The organism is Pseudomonas sp. MCal1 (genome assembly GCF_026341415.1).
Classification (GTDB): Bacteria; Pseudomonadota; Gammaproteobacteria; order Pseudomonadales; family Pseudomonadaceae; genus Aquipseudomonas.
On the sequence record NZ_JAKUMP010000007.1, the window covers coordinates 136,743 to 151,297 of the forward strand.

Annotated in this window: 13 protein-coding genes; 1 reads left to right on the top strand and 12 read right to left on the bottom strand. The window is 61.1% G+C overall.

Features of this window, described 5'->3' with window-relative positions; translation table 11 throughout:
• Positions 1 to 31 precede the first annotated feature (31 nt).
• Positions 32 to 2,284, top strand: a complete 2,253-nt coding sequence (locus tag MKZ87_RS13430) for a glycoside hydrolase (protein ID WP_085702751.1) — start codon at positions 32 to 34, stop codon at positions 2,282 to 2,284.
• 3 nt (positions 2,285 to 2,287) lie between these two features.
• Here MKZ87_RS13430 and MKZ87_RS13435 read toward each other — a convergent pair whose 3' ends face one another.
• From MKZ87_RS13435 to MKZ87_RS13490, 12 genes are all read right to left on the bottom strand, one after another.
• Complete coding sequence (locus tag MKZ87_RS13435; RefSeq protein ID WP_085697986.1) at positions 2,288 to 2,914, bottom strand: class I SAM-dependent methyltransferase; 627 nt, start codon at positions 2,912 to 2,914, stop codon at positions 2,288 to 2,290.
• A 48-nt stretch (positions 2,915 to 2,962) separates the two neighbouring features.
• The gene (locus MKZ87_RS13440; protein ID WP_065261159.1) at positions 2,963 to 3,607 is read right to left on the bottom strand and encodes a methionine ABC transporter permease; all 645 of its coding nucleotides are present in this window, start codon (positions 3,605 to 3,607) and stop codon (positions 2,963 to 2,965) included.
• Positions 3,597 to 4,721, bottom strand: coding sequence for a methionine ABC transporter ATP-binding protein (locus tag MKZ87_RS13445; protein WP_085702750.1), 1,125 nt, complete (start codon positions 4,719 to 4,721; stop codon positions 3,597 to 3,599). The genes MKZ87_RS13440 and MKZ87_RS13445 overlap by 11 nt, the downstream gene beginning before the upstream one ends.
• A 2-nt stretch (positions 4,722 to 4,723) precedes the next feature.
• Positions 4,724 to 5,533, bottom strand: a complete 810-nt coding sequence (locus MKZ87_RS13450) for a MetQ/NlpA family ABC transporter substrate-binding protein (RefSeq protein WP_085702749.1) — start codon at positions 5,531 to 5,533, stop codon at positions 4,724 to 4,726.
• Between the two features lie 69 nt (positions 5,534 to 5,602).
• Complete coding sequence (locus MKZ87_RS13455; protein WP_266201082.1) at positions 5,603 to 6,955, bottom strand: LLM class flavin-dependent oxidoreductase; 1,353 nt, start codon at positions 6,953 to 6,955, stop codon at positions 5,603 to 5,605.
• Entirely contained in the window at positions 6,955 to 8,148 is a 1,194-nt protein-coding gene (locus MKZ87_RS13460) for an SfnB family sulfur acquisition oxidoreductase (RefSeq protein WP_266201083.1), read from the bottom strand. The genes MKZ87_RS13455 and MKZ87_RS13460 overlap by 1 nt, the downstream gene beginning before the upstream one ends.
• 37 nt (positions 8,149 to 8,185) lie before the next feature.
• On the bottom strand, positions 8,186 to 9,427 hold the full coding sequence (locus MKZ87_RS13465) for an SfnB family sulfur acquisition oxidoreductase (protein ID WP_266201084.1): 1,242 nt from the start codon (positions 9,425 to 9,427) through the stop codon (positions 8,186 to 8,188).
• A gap of 266 nt (positions 9,428 to 9,693) precedes the next feature.
• Entirely contained in the window at positions 9,694 to 10,458 is a 765-nt protein-coding gene (locus MKZ87_RS13470) for a hypothetical protein (RefSeq protein WP_085702745.1), read from the bottom strand.
• 456 nt (positions 10,459 to 10,914) lie between these two features.
• The gene (gene tcyN, locus MKZ87_RS13475; RefSeq protein WP_064382730.1) at positions 10,915 to 11,664 is read right to left on the bottom strand and encodes an L-cystine ABC transporter ATP-binding protein TcyN; all 750 of its coding nucleotides are present in this window, start codon (positions 11,662 to 11,664) and stop codon (positions 10,915 to 10,917) included.
• Positions 11,665 to 11,667: 3 nt separating this feature from the next.
• Positions 11,668 to 12,333 carry a cystine ABC transporter permease gene (tcyL, locus tag MKZ87_RS13480; protein WP_011331947.1) on the bottom strand — a complete coding sequence of 222 codons (666 nt, stop codon included), beginning with the start codon at positions 12,331 to 12,333 and terminating at the stop codon, positions 11,668 to 11,670.
• Positions 12,333 to 13,133: a cystine ABC transporter substrate-binding protein gene (gene tcyJ, locus MKZ87_RS13485; RefSeq protein ID WP_085697993.1), complete on the bottom strand. Its 801-nt coding sequence runs from the start codon at positions 13,131 to 13,133 to the stop codon at positions 12,333 to 12,335. Before tcyJ ends, tcyL begins: the two co-directional genes overlap by 1 nt.
• A 285-nt stretch (positions 13,134 to 13,418) precedes the next feature.
• Positions 13,419 to 14,423: a D-cysteine desulfhydrase gene (locus MKZ87_RS13490; RefSeq protein WP_085702744.1), complete on the bottom strand. Its 1,005-nt coding sequence runs from the start codon at positions 14,421 to 14,423 to the stop codon at positions 13,419 to 13,421.
• Positions 14,424 to 14,555 lie beyond the last annotated feature (132 nt).

Here is a 14,555-nt window from a genome sequence, read left to right on the forward strand (position 1 = left end):
GTCCCCGATCCTTTGGGAGAAGGGACGTCTGATGTCTACCGTTATTCGCTGGCTGCGCGCGCTATTGCTGATTGCCGGATTGTGCGTTTCATCCCTGTCATGGGCCGACACGTCATTGGAAAACTCGCTGTGGCGCGTGCAACTCGATCCTGCAACGCTGGCTGTCCGTGTCACCCCGGCCGGCGGCGAGACGGTGCAGGCATCGGCGGGGATTGCCCCACACAAAGTCAGTCAGTTGAGCAGACGCGACAACCGCATCGACTGGCAATGGGATGGCGGGGCCTGGACCCTCAGCGCCACGCTCGATCAACGTGATCTGTCCTTCTCGATCAAGGCGCGTGAGCCGGCAGAACTGGAATTTCTCCATCAGCCCGCCAGCGCGCTGGGCAAGGCGCTGATCTGGCCTCTGGCCGAGGGGCACTATGTGCCGCGTGGCGATCCGGTATGGCAGGCCTTTCTGTTGAGTCAGGGGGAATTCAATACCACTCAGGATCTGAGCTTGCCGCTCTGGGGCGTTGAACATGACGGGTTCAGCCTGCATTGGCTGATGACCAATCCCTACAACAATCGGCTGCTGTTCAGCGACCAGGGCAAGGCTCTGGCACTGTCCGCCCGGCATCGTTTCACCCCGCTCGAGCCGTCCACACCAATGACATTCACCCTGTTTCTCGGGGCGGCCGACCCGTTGGCTGGCGCCAAACGCTACCGGCAGTGGCTGATCGATAACGGTCGCCATGAAAGCTTGAACAGCAAATTCGAAAAAACACCTGAGGCGAAGCGGCTGTTGGGCGCCAGTCATCTGTACCTGTGGGGCAACGACCTGCTGGGCGCCAGGGATGTACGCAGTTGGCCCTTGCTGCTCGACACCTTGCGCGGGGGTGATGCGTTGATCCGTGAACTGAAAGCGGGAATGGATCATGAGGCGTTGCAGATCCTTGCCAGTGGCACGGTGTTGAACGGTTATCAGAAAAAAGTGCTTCTGCGCAGTCTCAACCACGCCTTGAATACGCTGGCGCGCAAGACCTGGCAGGCCCGTGCCGTGCCGGACATGCAGGCGCTGGCGAGCGGTTACGCTGATGTGCGCGCGCAAGTGGCAGCTTCACTCGGTGAAGCGCTGACCCCCGAGCCCGAGCGCTGGGGCAGCACCTTGTCATTGGAAACGATCAGGCAAGTACAGAATGCCGGTCTGTCGCGTCTGTGGGTGGGATTGGGCGAAGGCTGGGAAGGTGGCCTGTGGCACCCCGAGGCGATCAAGGCCGGCGTGGCGGCGGGTTATCTGATCGCACCGTATGACTCCTATGAAACGGCGCTGAGCCGCAATGAAAACCCTGACTGGACCACGGCCCATCTGGGGGACAAGGCAAATCTTGAATGCGCAGTCGTAAAGAGCGACGGAACGCTGAAAAGCGGCTTCCAGCAATCGGGGCATTACACCGATCCCCGTTGCGTGCGGCCGTTGCTTGAACAGCGGGTCGCGGCGATTCGCGACGCCGCCGGTTTCAACAGCTGGTTTCTCGATGCCTATGCCACCGGCATGCTGTTCGACAGCTACCGACCCGGGGCAACGATGACCCAGGCCCAGAATGCCGAAGGCAACATCGGGGCATCACGCTGGATCAATGAAGTGTTGAAACTGCCCACCGGTTCAGAGGATGGCAACGCAACGACCGCGCAAGGCGTGTTGTTCACCCATGGCATGCAGACCCCGGTGATCGGTTGGGGTGACGTCGAAATGAGCAAGAACCCCGAATCCAGGTACTTTGCAGGCAAGTGGTATCCGCCGGAGCAGCCAGAGGTTTTCTTCAAACCTGTGCCGATCAAAGAGTCTTTGCGGCGTATTCACTTTGACCCGGCCAGCCGTTTGCCGTTGTATCAGGCGGTGTTCCATGGGTCGGTCATCACGTCCCACCATTGGCTGTTCGATAGTCTGAAACTGACCAATGTACGGGCGGACAACGAACTCGCACAGTTGCTCTACAACGTTGCGCCGCTGTATCACCTCAGTGCTGACACGCTTGCACAGCGATTGCCGCAGATTGCCCGTCAGGATGCGTTCTTCCGGCCTTTGCATGAACGTCTGGCGACCCAGGCGCTCACCGGTTTCGAATGGTTGAGCGCGGACCGGCTGGTTCAGCAGACCTCCTTTGAAGACGGCACGCGATTGCTGGCCAATTTTGATATTCAGGCGCGTGAAGTACAGGGACAGACGCTGCCCGGGCGGAGCCTTACGGTGCGTTCACCCGCAAGTCCGCCGACCCGGTTTCAGGTTGAGGCGAGGCCCTGAGTTTCAGGTTTTGCGCCAGACACTCGCCAGCCATGGCTGCTGCTCCCGAGGTAGCCCTGCCGGCCGGTAGTAATGCTCAAGTTCCACGAATCCGGCAGCGGTCAACAACCCGCGCCATGCCTCCAGATCGTGGTACGAGCCATAACGCGGCCCGTTCCAGCCTTCACGGTTGTCCCCGCGAGGATTGGAGCTGAACAACACGCCCCCCGGTTTCAGTGTCCCGTGCAACTGCTTCAACACCCGTGGCAATTCCTGCAACGGCACATGAAACAGCACCGCATTGGCGAAGATTCCGTCGAAGCGTTCTGCCGGCAGATCCAGCTTCAGAAAGTCCTGACACCACACCTCACAGCCACTGTCCTCTCGAGCCATCTGCGCGAATTTTTCCGCGCCGTCGAGGCCGACGGCGATGTGACCCATTCGTGTGAAGGTCTGCAAGTCCCGGCCCGGCCCGCAGCCGAAGTCGAGAATGGAAAGCGGCCCTTCAGCCTGAATATGCCGCAGCAGGGCGTCGATGTTCTGGCTGACATCATGGTCGCGGGTGCCTTCACGAAAATCCTCGGCCACCGCGTTGTAGTGGCCGAGAGTGGTGGAGGTGATCTGTTCCAGATCGATAGGCGTCTGTTTCATGGTCGGGCTGCGCTGGCAATGGATGTTGCCGACTATACGCCATGGGATTCAGCGCTTGTTCAACCCTCGCGCCAGACGGTCGCCGCCCAGTTGAATCACCGCCACCAGCGCCACCAGCAGCACGATCACGGTCAGCATGATCTGGCTGTCGAAGCGCTGATAGCCGTAGCGATAGGCGATGTCGCCCAGACCGCCGGCGCCAATCGCTCCGGCCATCGCCGATGAGTTGATCATCGTCACCAGCGTAATGGTGAACCCGCCGACGATGCCCGGCAGCGCTTCGGGCAGCAGCACATGCCAGACGATGTGCCAGCGCCGGCAGCCCATGGCCTGCGCGGCTTCGATCAAGCCGTGGTCGACTTCACGCAGGCTTACTTCGGCAATCCGCGCAAAAAACGGCGTGGCCGCGATGGTCAGCGGCACAACGGCCGCCCAGACACCGTAGGTGGTGCCGACGATCAGCCGGGTGAACGGGATCAGTGCCACCATCAGAATCAGGAACGGAATCGAGCGAAACAGGTTCACGAAAGCACCCAACGCACGATTGAGCACTGGCGCCTCGTAGATGCCGCCCTTGTCGCTGGTGACCAGAATCACTGCCATGGGAATCCCGGCGAGCAATGCAATCAGCGATGACACGCCAACCATCAGAAACGTGTCGATGAAACCCTGCAGCAAGCGATCAAACCACATAACCCAGCACCTCCGTGCCTTGTGCCCACTGGCCCGCACGCTGACGCAGTTCCTCGGTGTTCAGCTTCGATCCCGCGACTGCCAGCAGCAATTGTCCGAGTGCATGGCCCTGAATCCGCTCCACGCCCCCCTGCAGCAATTTCACCCGACCACCGAGGGCGGCGAACAGCGCGGCCAGATCCGGTTCATCCTGCTGGCTGCCGGTGAACTGCAAACGCAGCACCACGGCCGCATCGGACGAAGACGGTTGCGCCTGCAAACGGCTCTGCAACTCTTCGGGCAAGGCATGTTGCAGTGGCGCGAGCAATGTCTGGCTGACGTCGTGCTGCGGGTTGCCGAACACTTCCCAGACCGGACCCTGTTCGACGATGCGGCCATGTTCCAGCACGACGACGCGGTCGCAGATTTCCCGGATCACCGCCATTTCGTGAGTGATCAGCACGATGGTCAGGCCCAGGCGTTTGTTGATCTCGCGCAGCAGGCCGAGGATCGACTGTGTGGTTTCCGGATCCAGCGCCGAAGTGGCTTCGTCACACAGCAGAATGTCCGGGTCGTGCACCAGCGCGCGAGCGATGCCGACGCGCTGTTTCTGCCCGCCGGACAATTGCGCCGGATACGCCTTGTGCTTGGCTTGCAGGCCCACCAGCTCCAGCAGTTCGCGAACCTTTTTTTCCCGTTGCTCCTTCGGGACGCCGGCGACTTTCAGTGGCAGTTCGACGTTCTGCCACACCGTTTTCGCTGACATCAGGTTGAAGTGCTGGAAGATCATGCCGATCCGCCGGCGCAGGGCGACGAGGCGATCTTCGTCGTACTCGCCGATGTCCGCCTGATCGATCAACACCCGGCCCGAGGTCGGTTGTTCGAGGCGGTTGATGGTGCGGATCAGCGATGACTTGCCGGCGCCGCTGCGGCCGATAATGCCGAACACTTCACCGCGCTGGATTGCCAGGTCGATGCCTTGCAGGGCCGCGACCGGGCCTTGTTTGCCGTCGTAGGTTTTGCCGAGCCCGACGAAACGCACATGGGCGCGGTTCAGTTCGGGATGCAGTTCGGTGCGCTGCGCAAGCGCGGGTGACTCTGGAAGATCCAGTCGCCGTTGAATGGCTGCCGTCATCCTCAGCTTTCCCAACCGGCCTGGTACAGCTTGCCGTGGGCCTTATCCAGCGCCGCGCGAACGGCCGGCGAATGCTGGTAGATATCGACGAATTTGATCAGGCGCGGGTCGTTCTGGCTCTTGGGCTGGATCACGAACTGAATCACGTACTCCTTGTGATCGAGGCCGTCGAACAGCAGCGCGGAACCGGCATCGAAAGTCTTCGCCAGACGAATATAGGCCGGGTAGCCCTGGACCAGATCGGCGTCGTCGTAGGCGCGCACCAGTTGCACGGCTTCGACCTGGAGGATCTTGATCTTCTTCGGATTGGCGACGATGTCGTCTTCGGTGGCCTTGTAGCCGACACCCGGTTTCAGGGTGATCAGACCGGCCTTGGCCAACAGTTGCAGACCGCGTCCGCTGTTGATCGGGTCGTTGGCGATGGCGACGCTGGCGCCCTCAGGCAGTTCGTCGAAGCTTTTGTATTGCTTCGAGTACAGGCCGACGTTGTTGATGATGCCCGGCGCGAACGGCACCAGGTCGAAACCGGAAGCGGCCTTGGCGTTTTCCAGGAACGGGATGTGCTGGAAGTAGTTCACGTCGATGTCACCGGCGGCGAGGCTGACGTTCGGTGCGATCCAGTCGGTGAACTCCACCAGTTCCACTTTCAGGCCCTGTTTGGAGGCTTCTTCGACGGCCGCTTCCAGCGGAATCGCGAACGCGGCGGTGGTGCCGATTTTCAACGGCGCATCGGCGGCGAACACCGCCGAGCTGAACAGGCCGAAGGCCAGGGCCAGTGCTTTGACTGGGTGGGAGAGCAGTTTCTTGGTCATGGTGGTTTTCCAGTCAGTTGAATCAGCCTGATCGCTCCCACGCGGAGGTGGGAACGATCAGTGCAAGGGTTAGTGTCGGTAGTGGGCGCCCGTGTGTTGCTGCGGCAGGTGCGCTTCGCCGTGAAACAGTTTTTCCCGCAGGCTGCCGGTGTCGTATGCGGTCTTGTACGAGCCGCGCCGTTGCAGTTCGGGAATCACCAGGTCGATGAAATCCACATAGCTTTCCGGGGTGACGATGCGGGTCAGGTTGAAGCCGTCCAGACCGGTCTCGGCGATCCACGATTCCAGCTCATCCGCCACTTGTTGCGGTGAGCCGACCACGGTGATGTAGCGCCCGCCGAGGGCGTGCTGGTCGAGCAATTTGCGCCGGGTCCAGTCGTTGTTCTGCAGGTTCGTGGTGGCGGACTGGATCGCGTTGCTCTTGACGTACTGGATCGGCTCGTCGATTTCGTAGCGGGAAAAATCGATCCCGGTGGACGCCGAAAAATGCGCCACGCCCGCCTCGGCGCTGGCGTAGCTCAGGTATTCGGCGTGCTTGGCCCAGGCCGCTTCCTCGGTCTCGCCGACGATCACGTTCAGGCCCATGAACACCTTGATGTCCTCCGGGTTGCGACCCGCTTCGACGGCGCTGGCGCGGACCTTGTCCACCTGCACCTTGGTCGATGGCTTGTTCTGGCCGCTGATGAACACGCACTCGGCATGACGCCCGGCGAACAGCAGACCGCGATCCGAACTGCCGGCCTGGAACAGCACCGGCGTGCGCTGCGGCGACGGTTCGCACAGGTGATAACCCTCGACCTGATAGAACTCGCCCTTGTGTTCGACCTTGTGCACCTTGTCTGGCTGCGCGTAGATCCGCTGTTGTGGATCGTTGAGTACCGCGCCGTTTTCCCAACTGCCTTCCCAGAGTTTGTAGAGCACTTCGAGGTACTCGTCGGCCTGGTCGTAACGCCGGTCGTGCTCGACCTGTTCGCTCAGGCCCATGGCCTTGGCGGCGCTGTCCAGGTAACCGGTGACGATGTTCCAGCCCACCCGCCCGCGGCTCAGGTGATCGAGGGTCGACATGCGTCGGGCGAACAGATATGGCGGCTCGTAGGTGAGGTTGGCGGTCAGGCCGAAACCCAGGTTTTTGGTCACGGCGGACATGGCCGACACCAGCAGCAGCGGATCGTTGACCGGCAACTGGATCGACTCTTTCAGGGTGATGTCCACCGAGTTCTGATAGACGTCGTACACGCCGACGATGTCCGCGATGAACAGCCCGTCGAACAGCCCGCGCTCCAGCAGCTGTGCCAGCTCGGTCCAGTATTCGAGGGTCTTGTACTGGGTCGAGGTGTCGCGTGGATGAGTCCACAAGCCGTGGTTGATGTGGCCGATGCAGTTCATGTTGAACGCATTGAGCAGGATCTTTTTCTTGCTCATCAGATGGTCCCTCGCAGCGGAGGGTTTTCATCGTTGAGGTAGTAATTGCCCACCGCGTGATACTTCCAGCGCACCGGATCGTGCAGGGTGTGCACCCGGGCGTTGCGCCAGTGACGGTCGAGGCCGTGCTCGATCAGGGTGGCCTGGCTGCCGGCCAGTTCAAACAGCGTGCTGCCGGCGGCCAGGGATATTTCGGTGCTGATCGCCCGTGCTTCGGCGACGGCAATCGAGGCTGCTGCAACCGTCTCGGCGTTGGTCTCGGCCTGCGCTGCATCGAGGTATTCGCCGGCGCGTTCGAGCAAGGCTTCGGTGGCGTGCAGACGAATGCTCAGATAGCCGAAACTCTTGAGGGTCAGCGGGTCTTCGGTGGCCTTGTCGTTGCCCGAATCGATCCATGGCCGGGTCTTGCTGCGCACGAAGTGCAGCGCATCTTCGTAAGCGGCGCGGGCGATGCCGGTGTCGATGGCGGCGTGAAGGATCTGCGCCAGCGGGCCGACCGGGGTCGGGCGTTCGAAAGCACTCTGGAACGCGATGACATCTTCGGCAGCGACATACACGTCTTCGAACACCACCGAACCGCTGCCGGTGGTGCGCTGGCCGAAGCCGCTCCAGTCGTCGATCACGGTCAGGCCTTTGCTGTCGCGCGGGACGAAGACCAGTTGCTGCACGCCGTTTTCATCGACCACGGACGTTGGAATCCGTTGGGCGTAGATCGCGCCGGTCGCATAGAACTTGCGGCCGTTGATGCGATAGCCGCTGCCGTCGCGTTTGAGGCTGGTGACTCGGTCGTGGGCGGTCCTGGTGCCCAGTTCTGCCAGGGCATTGCCGAAGCGCCGGCCGGCGAGGACTTCGGCGTACAGGCGTTGTTTCTGCTCGTGGCTGCCATTCACCCGAAGCACTTCCAGGGCATAGAAATGGTTCTGTGGAATCTGCCCGAGCGAGCCGTCCGCCCGGGCGATCAGGGCGATGACTTTGGCCAGGGTCACGTTGGATACGCCGGCGCCGCCGTATTCCTTGGGCACGCTGATGCCCCACAGGCCGGAGCGGGAAAACACGTCGAGCTCCGGCAGCGGCAGCCGGCGTTCGCGGTCGCGCAGGTTGCTGTCGCGCTGGAAATCTTCGGCCAGGTCGCTGGCGACGATCAGGGCTTGCTCGTCGCTGGTGATGACCGCGACGGGGTGGGAAAGAGTCATGTGTTTCTCCAGAGATCTGGTCAAAGTGTTCTGGTCGTCAGATCCAGGAATGGCGAGCCGGAAGTTTTCCGTTGAGGCAATAAGCGCCGACCGCGTGGTACTTCCAGCGCACCGGATCGTGCAGGGTGTGGACCCGGGCGTTGCGCCAGTGACGATCGAGGTTGAATTCGGCGAGGGTGGCGCGGCTGCCGGCCAGTTCGAAAAGTTTTTCGCTGGCCAGCAGCGAGATCTCGGTGGTCAGCACCTTGGCTTCGGCCACGGCAATCGAAGCGCGGGCGGCGGATTCGGCGGTCAGTGGCGCGGCGTGCACCTGATCCAGCACTTGCCCGGCCTTGCGCAGCAATGCTTCGGCGGCGTGCAGTTCGATTTTCAGTTTGCCGATGTCGGCGATCACGTAGAGGTCATCGCTGGCCCGCTCGACCCTGGCGTCGATCCACGGCCGGGCGCGGGTCTTGACGAATTCGATGGCGTCATCGATGGCGCCACGGGCGATGCCGGCGTCGATGGCCGCTTGAATCAGCTGCGAAACCGCACCCTGGGTGTTGGGCTTTTCGTTGATCTTCCAGTTATCCACCACGAGGCCTGCATCGACCCGCACGTTGTGCAAAAGAATCGTGCCGCTGGCGGTGGTGCGCTGGCCGAATCCCGACCAGTCATCGACGATGCGCAGGCCCGGCGTGCCGCGACGGACGAAGGCCAGTACTTGCTTGCCGTCGTCGTTGAGCGCCTTGACCGCTACCCAGTGGGCGAAGAGGGCGCCAGTGGAGTAGAACTTCTGGCCATTGATCACGTAGTCATCGCCGTCGGCGGTGATGCGCGCTTTCAGTTCCAGCGTGTCCTTGGTGCCGCGCTCAGGCCCGGCGTTACCGATGCGCCAGCCTTCCAGCACGCTCTTCAGCAGCTGCTGTTTCTGCACTTCGGTGGCGCTGCCGAGGATCAGGTTGATGATCCCGAACTGATTCTGCGGGATTTGTCCCAGCGCCGGGTCGGCCGCGGAAATGATCGCGAACACCTCGGCCAACGTGACGAAGGAAACCTGCGGACCGCCGAACTCGCGCGGGATGGCGATGCTGCCCAGACCACTGCGGGTGAACTGTTCGATTTCCGACCATGGCAGCTTGCGCTGGCGGTCACGTTGGGCGGCCTGCACGCGAGCGACTTGCGCCAGTTCATGGGCGGCCTTGATGGCTTGATCGTCGTTGCGCAGCACTTGCGCGGGCAACAACAACGGGGCGATATCCAGGTCACTCTGGACGTTTGCGTCTGCCAGACTGGACATCACTGCCGCTCCTTGACTGCACGCAATGCCCTGGCGATCTGCACTGGGGTGATTGTGTTCCGGACCATGTTACCTACCTCACATCTCATGAAAGACGCCGCAAAAGTGCGGCGAACGAAAGAATGTCCGGTGGTCCGGTTCATATACCCTAAACGCGTATAAATTTTAAATAAACTAACTTTTGGGAATATGTATAGAAGAGGGCGTGGTCCGTCTGGTTAAGCGTGCGGCGGCGAAGGACGTTGTCCCTCGCCGACCATCGATGCTCATTTTTCTCGCGGCTCTGCTGCCTTCAGCGTTTTCTTGAGCGGCACCTTGAGGTAAGGGTTCACGCAGCCGATTTTCAGCGTTCGCGGCGGCGCCCAGCGCGAGTTGTTGCCGACCCGGTCGAGGATGCAGTAGGTGACGTCCAGCCGCAGATCTTCACCGGCTTCGGTGATGATCGCCGGTGGCACCCAAACCTGGACCGGCTTGCCGATGTCGGCCGGGGTGATGCGCGCCAGGTCCATCCGTACATCGCCCCAGCGCAAGGTGATGGCGTCGTCTTCGGCCATGTTCAGATACGGCTCGATGGTCAGCGGCACGCCGCGTCTGATCTGGTTCGCGTTGACGCCGTTGCGGCGAATGGTGTCGGGCAATGTCACCGGTGCAAGTTGCTGGTTCTCGTCGCCACACAGCGCTGGAGGCTGCCCGCCGGGGCAGTCGAGCTTCACCGTGACCCGCGCGGCTGCCGACAGCGATGGCCCGTGACCCACCCGCATGACCCGATAGTGGATGCGTGACGAGCCGCTGGCGATGAAGCTTTCCGGCACTCGCAGGCTGACCGGGGCAGCGACATCCTGCGCTGTCAGCACATGAGAGGCGACATAGCAGTTGTTCCAGAAAAGTTCGATCAAGTCGCCGGTGTCCATGTCCGGATAGGGCGGTACATCGACCCGCAAGCGGGCCGCTGCCGCGAGGTTGATGCCGTTGGTTTGCGAGGGCGCCAGGCGCGGCGCGGCCAGTTCGGGGATGTGCGAAGTGCGGGTCATGAAATCCTCTCCTTGAAGCCTTGCAGCGAAATCCGTTTCTGAAAGTTCAAAAGACCAGAATGACCTGGTAATAAAAAACAGGACTTCTCGGCCGATCGGTATTGGGTATTGGTGATGTGCGGGTTGCGATGAGTGACTAGATAAAAGTTCGCCGAATGGCATGTCAACGGACAGGATTGTTTAATTGAAGAATTACGGACTTATCAGAATGCTCCTACATCGATAAAGCACTCTACCTATCCGGCTTGGCGAATCGGGCCACGGATTTTGCCGGGTTTGACGGTTCTGACGTCGATTGGTTTGGGTAGCTGGCTATTCGAAGGGCGCTGACTTTAATCACGCCGGGTCTGTTGCAGGACATATATATGTACCGCAATGGATTGATTAAGTTCTTGGCAGGAAGGATGTAAATAAAACTTCCATCCATGGAAGTTTGTGTTCAGGAAAGTTAGCGGCTCAGCCGTTGTTTCTGAACTTGCTGAGGAACTGTCGAGTGCGTTCTTCTTTCGGATTGGCAAACAACGCTTTCGCCTCACCTTGTTCGACGATCACGCCTTTATCGAAAAACACCACGCGGTTGGCCACGTCGCGGGCGAACGCCATTTCGTGGGTGACGATCACCATGGTGCGTTTCTCCTCGGCGAGGCCGCGGATGGTCGCCAGCACTTCACCCACCAGTTCCGGATCGAGGGCCGAGGTCGGCTCGTCGAACAGGATCACTTCCGGCTCCATCGCCAGCGCCCGGGCAATCGCCACGCGCTGTTGCTGGCCACCGGACAGGCGCCGTGGGTAGGCGTCTTCCTTGCCCGCCAGGCCGACCTTGGCCAGCAGCTTCTTGCCCAGGGCAATGGCTGCATCGCGGGGCGTCTTCTTGACCACGATCGGGCCTTCGATGACGTTTTCCAGCGCGGTGCGGTGGGGGAACAGGTTGAAGTTCTGGAACACGAAGCCCACATGCTGGCGCAGGTTGCGCACCAGGCTCTGCTGCTGGTTCAGCGGGCGGCTGGTATCGATCTCGATCTCGCCGACCTTGATCCGGCCGCTGGTGGGTTCTTCGAGGAAGTTCAGGCAACGCAGGAACGTGGTCTTGCCCGAGCCGCTGGGGCCGATGATGGCCACGACCTCGCCTTCCTTCACCTCCAGATCAATGCCGTTGAGCACGACTTGACCCTTGAACTGCTTTGTCAGTTTTTCCACGACAATCATGGGTCAGGACTCCTGGTCGTGCCGATTGACCCGCTCTTCCAGCTTGTTCTGGAAGTGCGACAGCACCGTGGCCAGAATCCAGTAGATCAGCGCGGCGGCAAGATACATGGTGAAGACTTCGAAAGTCCGGGCGGTAATCAGTTGTGCCTGACGGAACAGCTCCGGCACCTGAATGGTGGCGGCCAGTGCGGTGTCCTTGACCAGTGAAATGAAGCTGTTGCCCAGCGGCGGCAAGGCCGTGCGCATGGCCTGCGGCAGGATGGCCCGGCGCAGGGTCTGCGCGCGGGTCATGCCGATGCTCGCAGCGGCTTCCCACTGGCCGCGTTCGATCGAACCGATCGCGGCACGCAGGATTTCACAGGCATAGGCGGCCATGTTCAGCGAGAAGCCGATCAGCGCCGCCGGCAGCGGGTCGAGTTCCATGCCCAATTGCGGCAAGCCGTAATAGATCACGAACAGTTGCACCAGCAACGGCGTGCCGCGAAAGAACGACACGTAGATGCGGGCCAGCCAGCTGACCGACTTGAAACGCGACAGGCGCATCAACGCCAGGCCAAAGCCCAGCAGCAGGCCGAAGAACATGCCGCCGAGGCTGAGGATTACCGTGTAGTACGCGCCCTTCAAGAGGAAGGGCGCGGAGTCCAGTGCGAGTTGGAAAGCCTCTTCCATTATTTGGTGACGTCAGCGTTGAAGTATTTCGTGGACAGCTTCTCAAGGGTGCCGTCGGCACGCAGTTCGTCGAGGGCCTTGTTCACGGCGGCCAGCAGCTCAGGCTCGCCTTTGCGCAGGGCAATACCGGCTTCCTGACGCGAGAAGGCTTCACCGGCAGCGACGGTTTTCGGCGCTTTCTTGGCATATTCCAGCGCAGCCAGACGGTCGATCAGGATGGCGTCGGTACGGCCGTTGTTCAGGTCGGCGAACTTGGTCGGATCATCGTCGTAGGTGCGAACGTCGGCACCCGGCACGTTGGCGCGGACCCATTGTTCGTAGTTGGTGCCCAGACCCACGCCGACTTTCTTGCCGGACAGGTCAGCGGCGGACTTGATGTTCAGCGCGGCGGCCTTGTCTTTCAGCACCAGCGCCTGAATCCCGGAAACGGTGTACGGCTCGGAGAAGTCATATTTCTTCTTGCGCTCGTCGGAGATGGTCACCTGATTGACCACGACGTCCAGACGTTTGGATTCCAGGGCCGCGAGGATGCCGTCCCATTTGGTCGGCTGGATCTTGGCCTTCACGCCCAACTTCTTGGCCAGTGCTTCGGACAGCTCGACTTCGAAACCGGACAGCTTGCCGTTCTCGTCAACGAAGCTGAATGGTGGGTAAGTGCCTTCCAGGCCGACGTTGATAACGCCTTTGTCCTTGATCTGTTGCAGTTGCTCACCGGCAACCGCCTGCCCCAGCAGACCGGCGCTCAGTGCCAGGCCCAGCGAACCTACCAGCAGATTTCGACGTAGTGCGGAAAGAATCATGACAAGCCCCTGTGTTTTCTTATGGAAGACGCTTAAGGAAAGTTGGCGAATCCGGGAATTGGACGACAGCGCTATCCTGCCTTAAAGCAGCTTATGCGTCTCTCGCGAAATTCGCCTGCGGCGAGACTATATGACGGCTCCTTTAGAATGGAAAATAATGAATTTTCCATTTGTTATTCTTCTTTGGAATATTTGTTGTTGTTTTGCGAGTGTTCACTGGCTCCGCGTCCCCGGCTGCATTCCCACGCAGAGCGTGGGAACGAGCGCTGCGGTACGCGCTTCGAATTACAGAAAGTCCTTGTAAGCGAACAACGCCGGAGCGCCGCCGGTGTGCAGGAAGATGATCGGGCCTTCATCGAAGCGCCCGCGTCCGATACCGTCGAGCAGCCCGGCCATGGCTTTGCCGGTGTAGACCGGATCGAGCAGCACCGCGTCCTGGCTGGCCAGCAGCTTCACTGCCGACAGCGTCCCGGCATTTGGTTCGCCGTAGCGCGGGCCGAAGTATTCGTCCCACAACTCGACCTTGAAGCTGTCCGGCAGCGCCACGCCCAGCAGGTCGGCGGTGCGTTCGGCCAGGCCCTGGACTTTCGGGCGCTGATCTTCTTCGCTGCGCGAAACCGTTACGCCGATCACCGGCAGTTGCGGCAGGGCTTCGCTCAACGCCAACGCCAGACCGCTGTGGGTGCCGGCACTGCCCGAGGCCAGGACCACGGCGGAAAATTGCAGCCCGGTGTCCTTGATCTGCTCAGCCAGCTCCAGACCGGCGCGCACGTAACCCAGCGCGCCGAGGGCGTTGGAGCCACCGATCGGCACCAGATACGGCTTCTTGCCGTTGCTGCGCAGGCGCACGGCGAGGGCGGCCAGTTGTTCGTCGGCGTTATCGAGGTTGTCGACCAGCTCGACCTTGGTGTCGAACAGATCCAGCAGCAGGCGGTTGCCGTTGCCGGTGTAGTTGCTGTCATCGGTGCCCAGCGGATTTTCCAGCAGGGCCACGCAGCCCAGGCCCAGTTTCGCGGCCAGCGCAGCGGTCTGGCGAACATGGTTCGATTGCAGTGCGCCGGCGGTGATCAACGTATCGGCGCCTTGGGCGAGGGCATCGGCGGCGAGGTATTCAAGCTTGCGCAGCTTGTTGCCGCCCATGGCCAGCGGCGTCAGGTCATCGCGCTTGATGTAGACATCGCGGCCGAGCCAGGTGGACAGGCGTTCAAGTTTTTCCAGTGGGGTCGGTTGGCCGAGCAGGTCGAGGCGGTTAAAGCGTTGCAGCTGTTGTTTGATCGGTTGTGTGGACATGGTTCCGTACTGGCGGAGGAAGATCACAGGACTATAGGCACGCCGATTTTCCGGGGCAACCGCCAATCGCTTATAGCCAAAAGTGCTTGAGCCAGCACTATCGGTTCTTAATTCGCGCCCGTGGGCTTGCCG

Excerpts from the sequence above, each read along its gene's own strand:
- tcyN (WP_064382730.1), bottom strand. The coding sequence starts at position 11,664 with ATGATTGTCGTGGAAAAACTGACAAAGCAGTTCAAGGGTCAAGTCGTG.
- MKZ87_RS13470 (WP_085702745.1), bottom strand. The coding sequence starts at position 10,458 with ATGACCCGCACTTCGCACATCCCCGAACTGGCCGCGCCGCGCCTGGCG.
- MKZ87_RS13445 (WP_085702750.1), bottom strand. The coding sequence starts at position 4,721 with ATGACGGCAGCCATTCAACGGCGACTGGATCTTCCAGAGTCACCCGCG.
- MKZ87_RS13460 (WP_266201083.1), bottom strand. The coding sequence starts at position 8,148 with ATGACTCTTTCCCACCCCGTCGCGGTCATCACCAGCGACGAGCAAGCC.
- MKZ87_RS13430 (WP_085702751.1), top strand. The coding sequence starts at position 32 with ATGTCTACCGTTATTCGCTGGCTGCGCGCGCTATTGCTGATTGCCGGA.
- tcyL (WP_011331947.1), bottom strand. The coding sequence starts at position 12,333 with ATGGAAGAGGCTTTCCAACTCGCACTGGACTCCGCGCCCTTCCTCTTG.
- MKZ87_RS13435 (WP_085697986.1), bottom strand. The coding sequence starts at position 2,914 with ATGAAACAGACGCCTATCGATCTGGAACAGATCACCTCCACCACTCTC.
- tcyJ (WP_085697993.1), bottom strand. The coding sequence starts at position 13,133 with ATGATTCTTTCCGCACTACGTCGAAATCTGCTGGTAGGTTCGCTGGGC.
- MKZ87_RS13465 (WP_266201084.1), bottom strand. The coding sequence starts at position 9,427 with ATGTCCAGTCTGGCAGACGCAAACGTCCAGAGTGACCTGGATATCGCC.
- MKZ87_RS13440 (WP_065261159.1), bottom strand. The coding sequence starts at position 3,607 with ATGTGGTTTGATCGCTTGCTGCAGGGTTTCATCGACACGTTTCTGATG.
- MKZ87_RS13490 (WP_085702744.1), bottom strand. The coding sequence starts at position 14,423 with ATGTCCACACAACCGATCAAACAACAGCTGCAACGCTTTAACCGCCTC.
- MKZ87_RS13450 (WP_085702749.1), bottom strand. The coding sequence starts at position 5,533 with ATGACCAAGAAACTGCTCTCCCACCCAGTCAAAGCACTGGCCCTGGCC.
- MKZ87_RS13455 (WP_266201082.1), bottom strand. The coding sequence starts at position 6,955 with ATGAGCAAGAAAAAGATCCTGCTCAATGCGTTCAACATGAACTGCATC.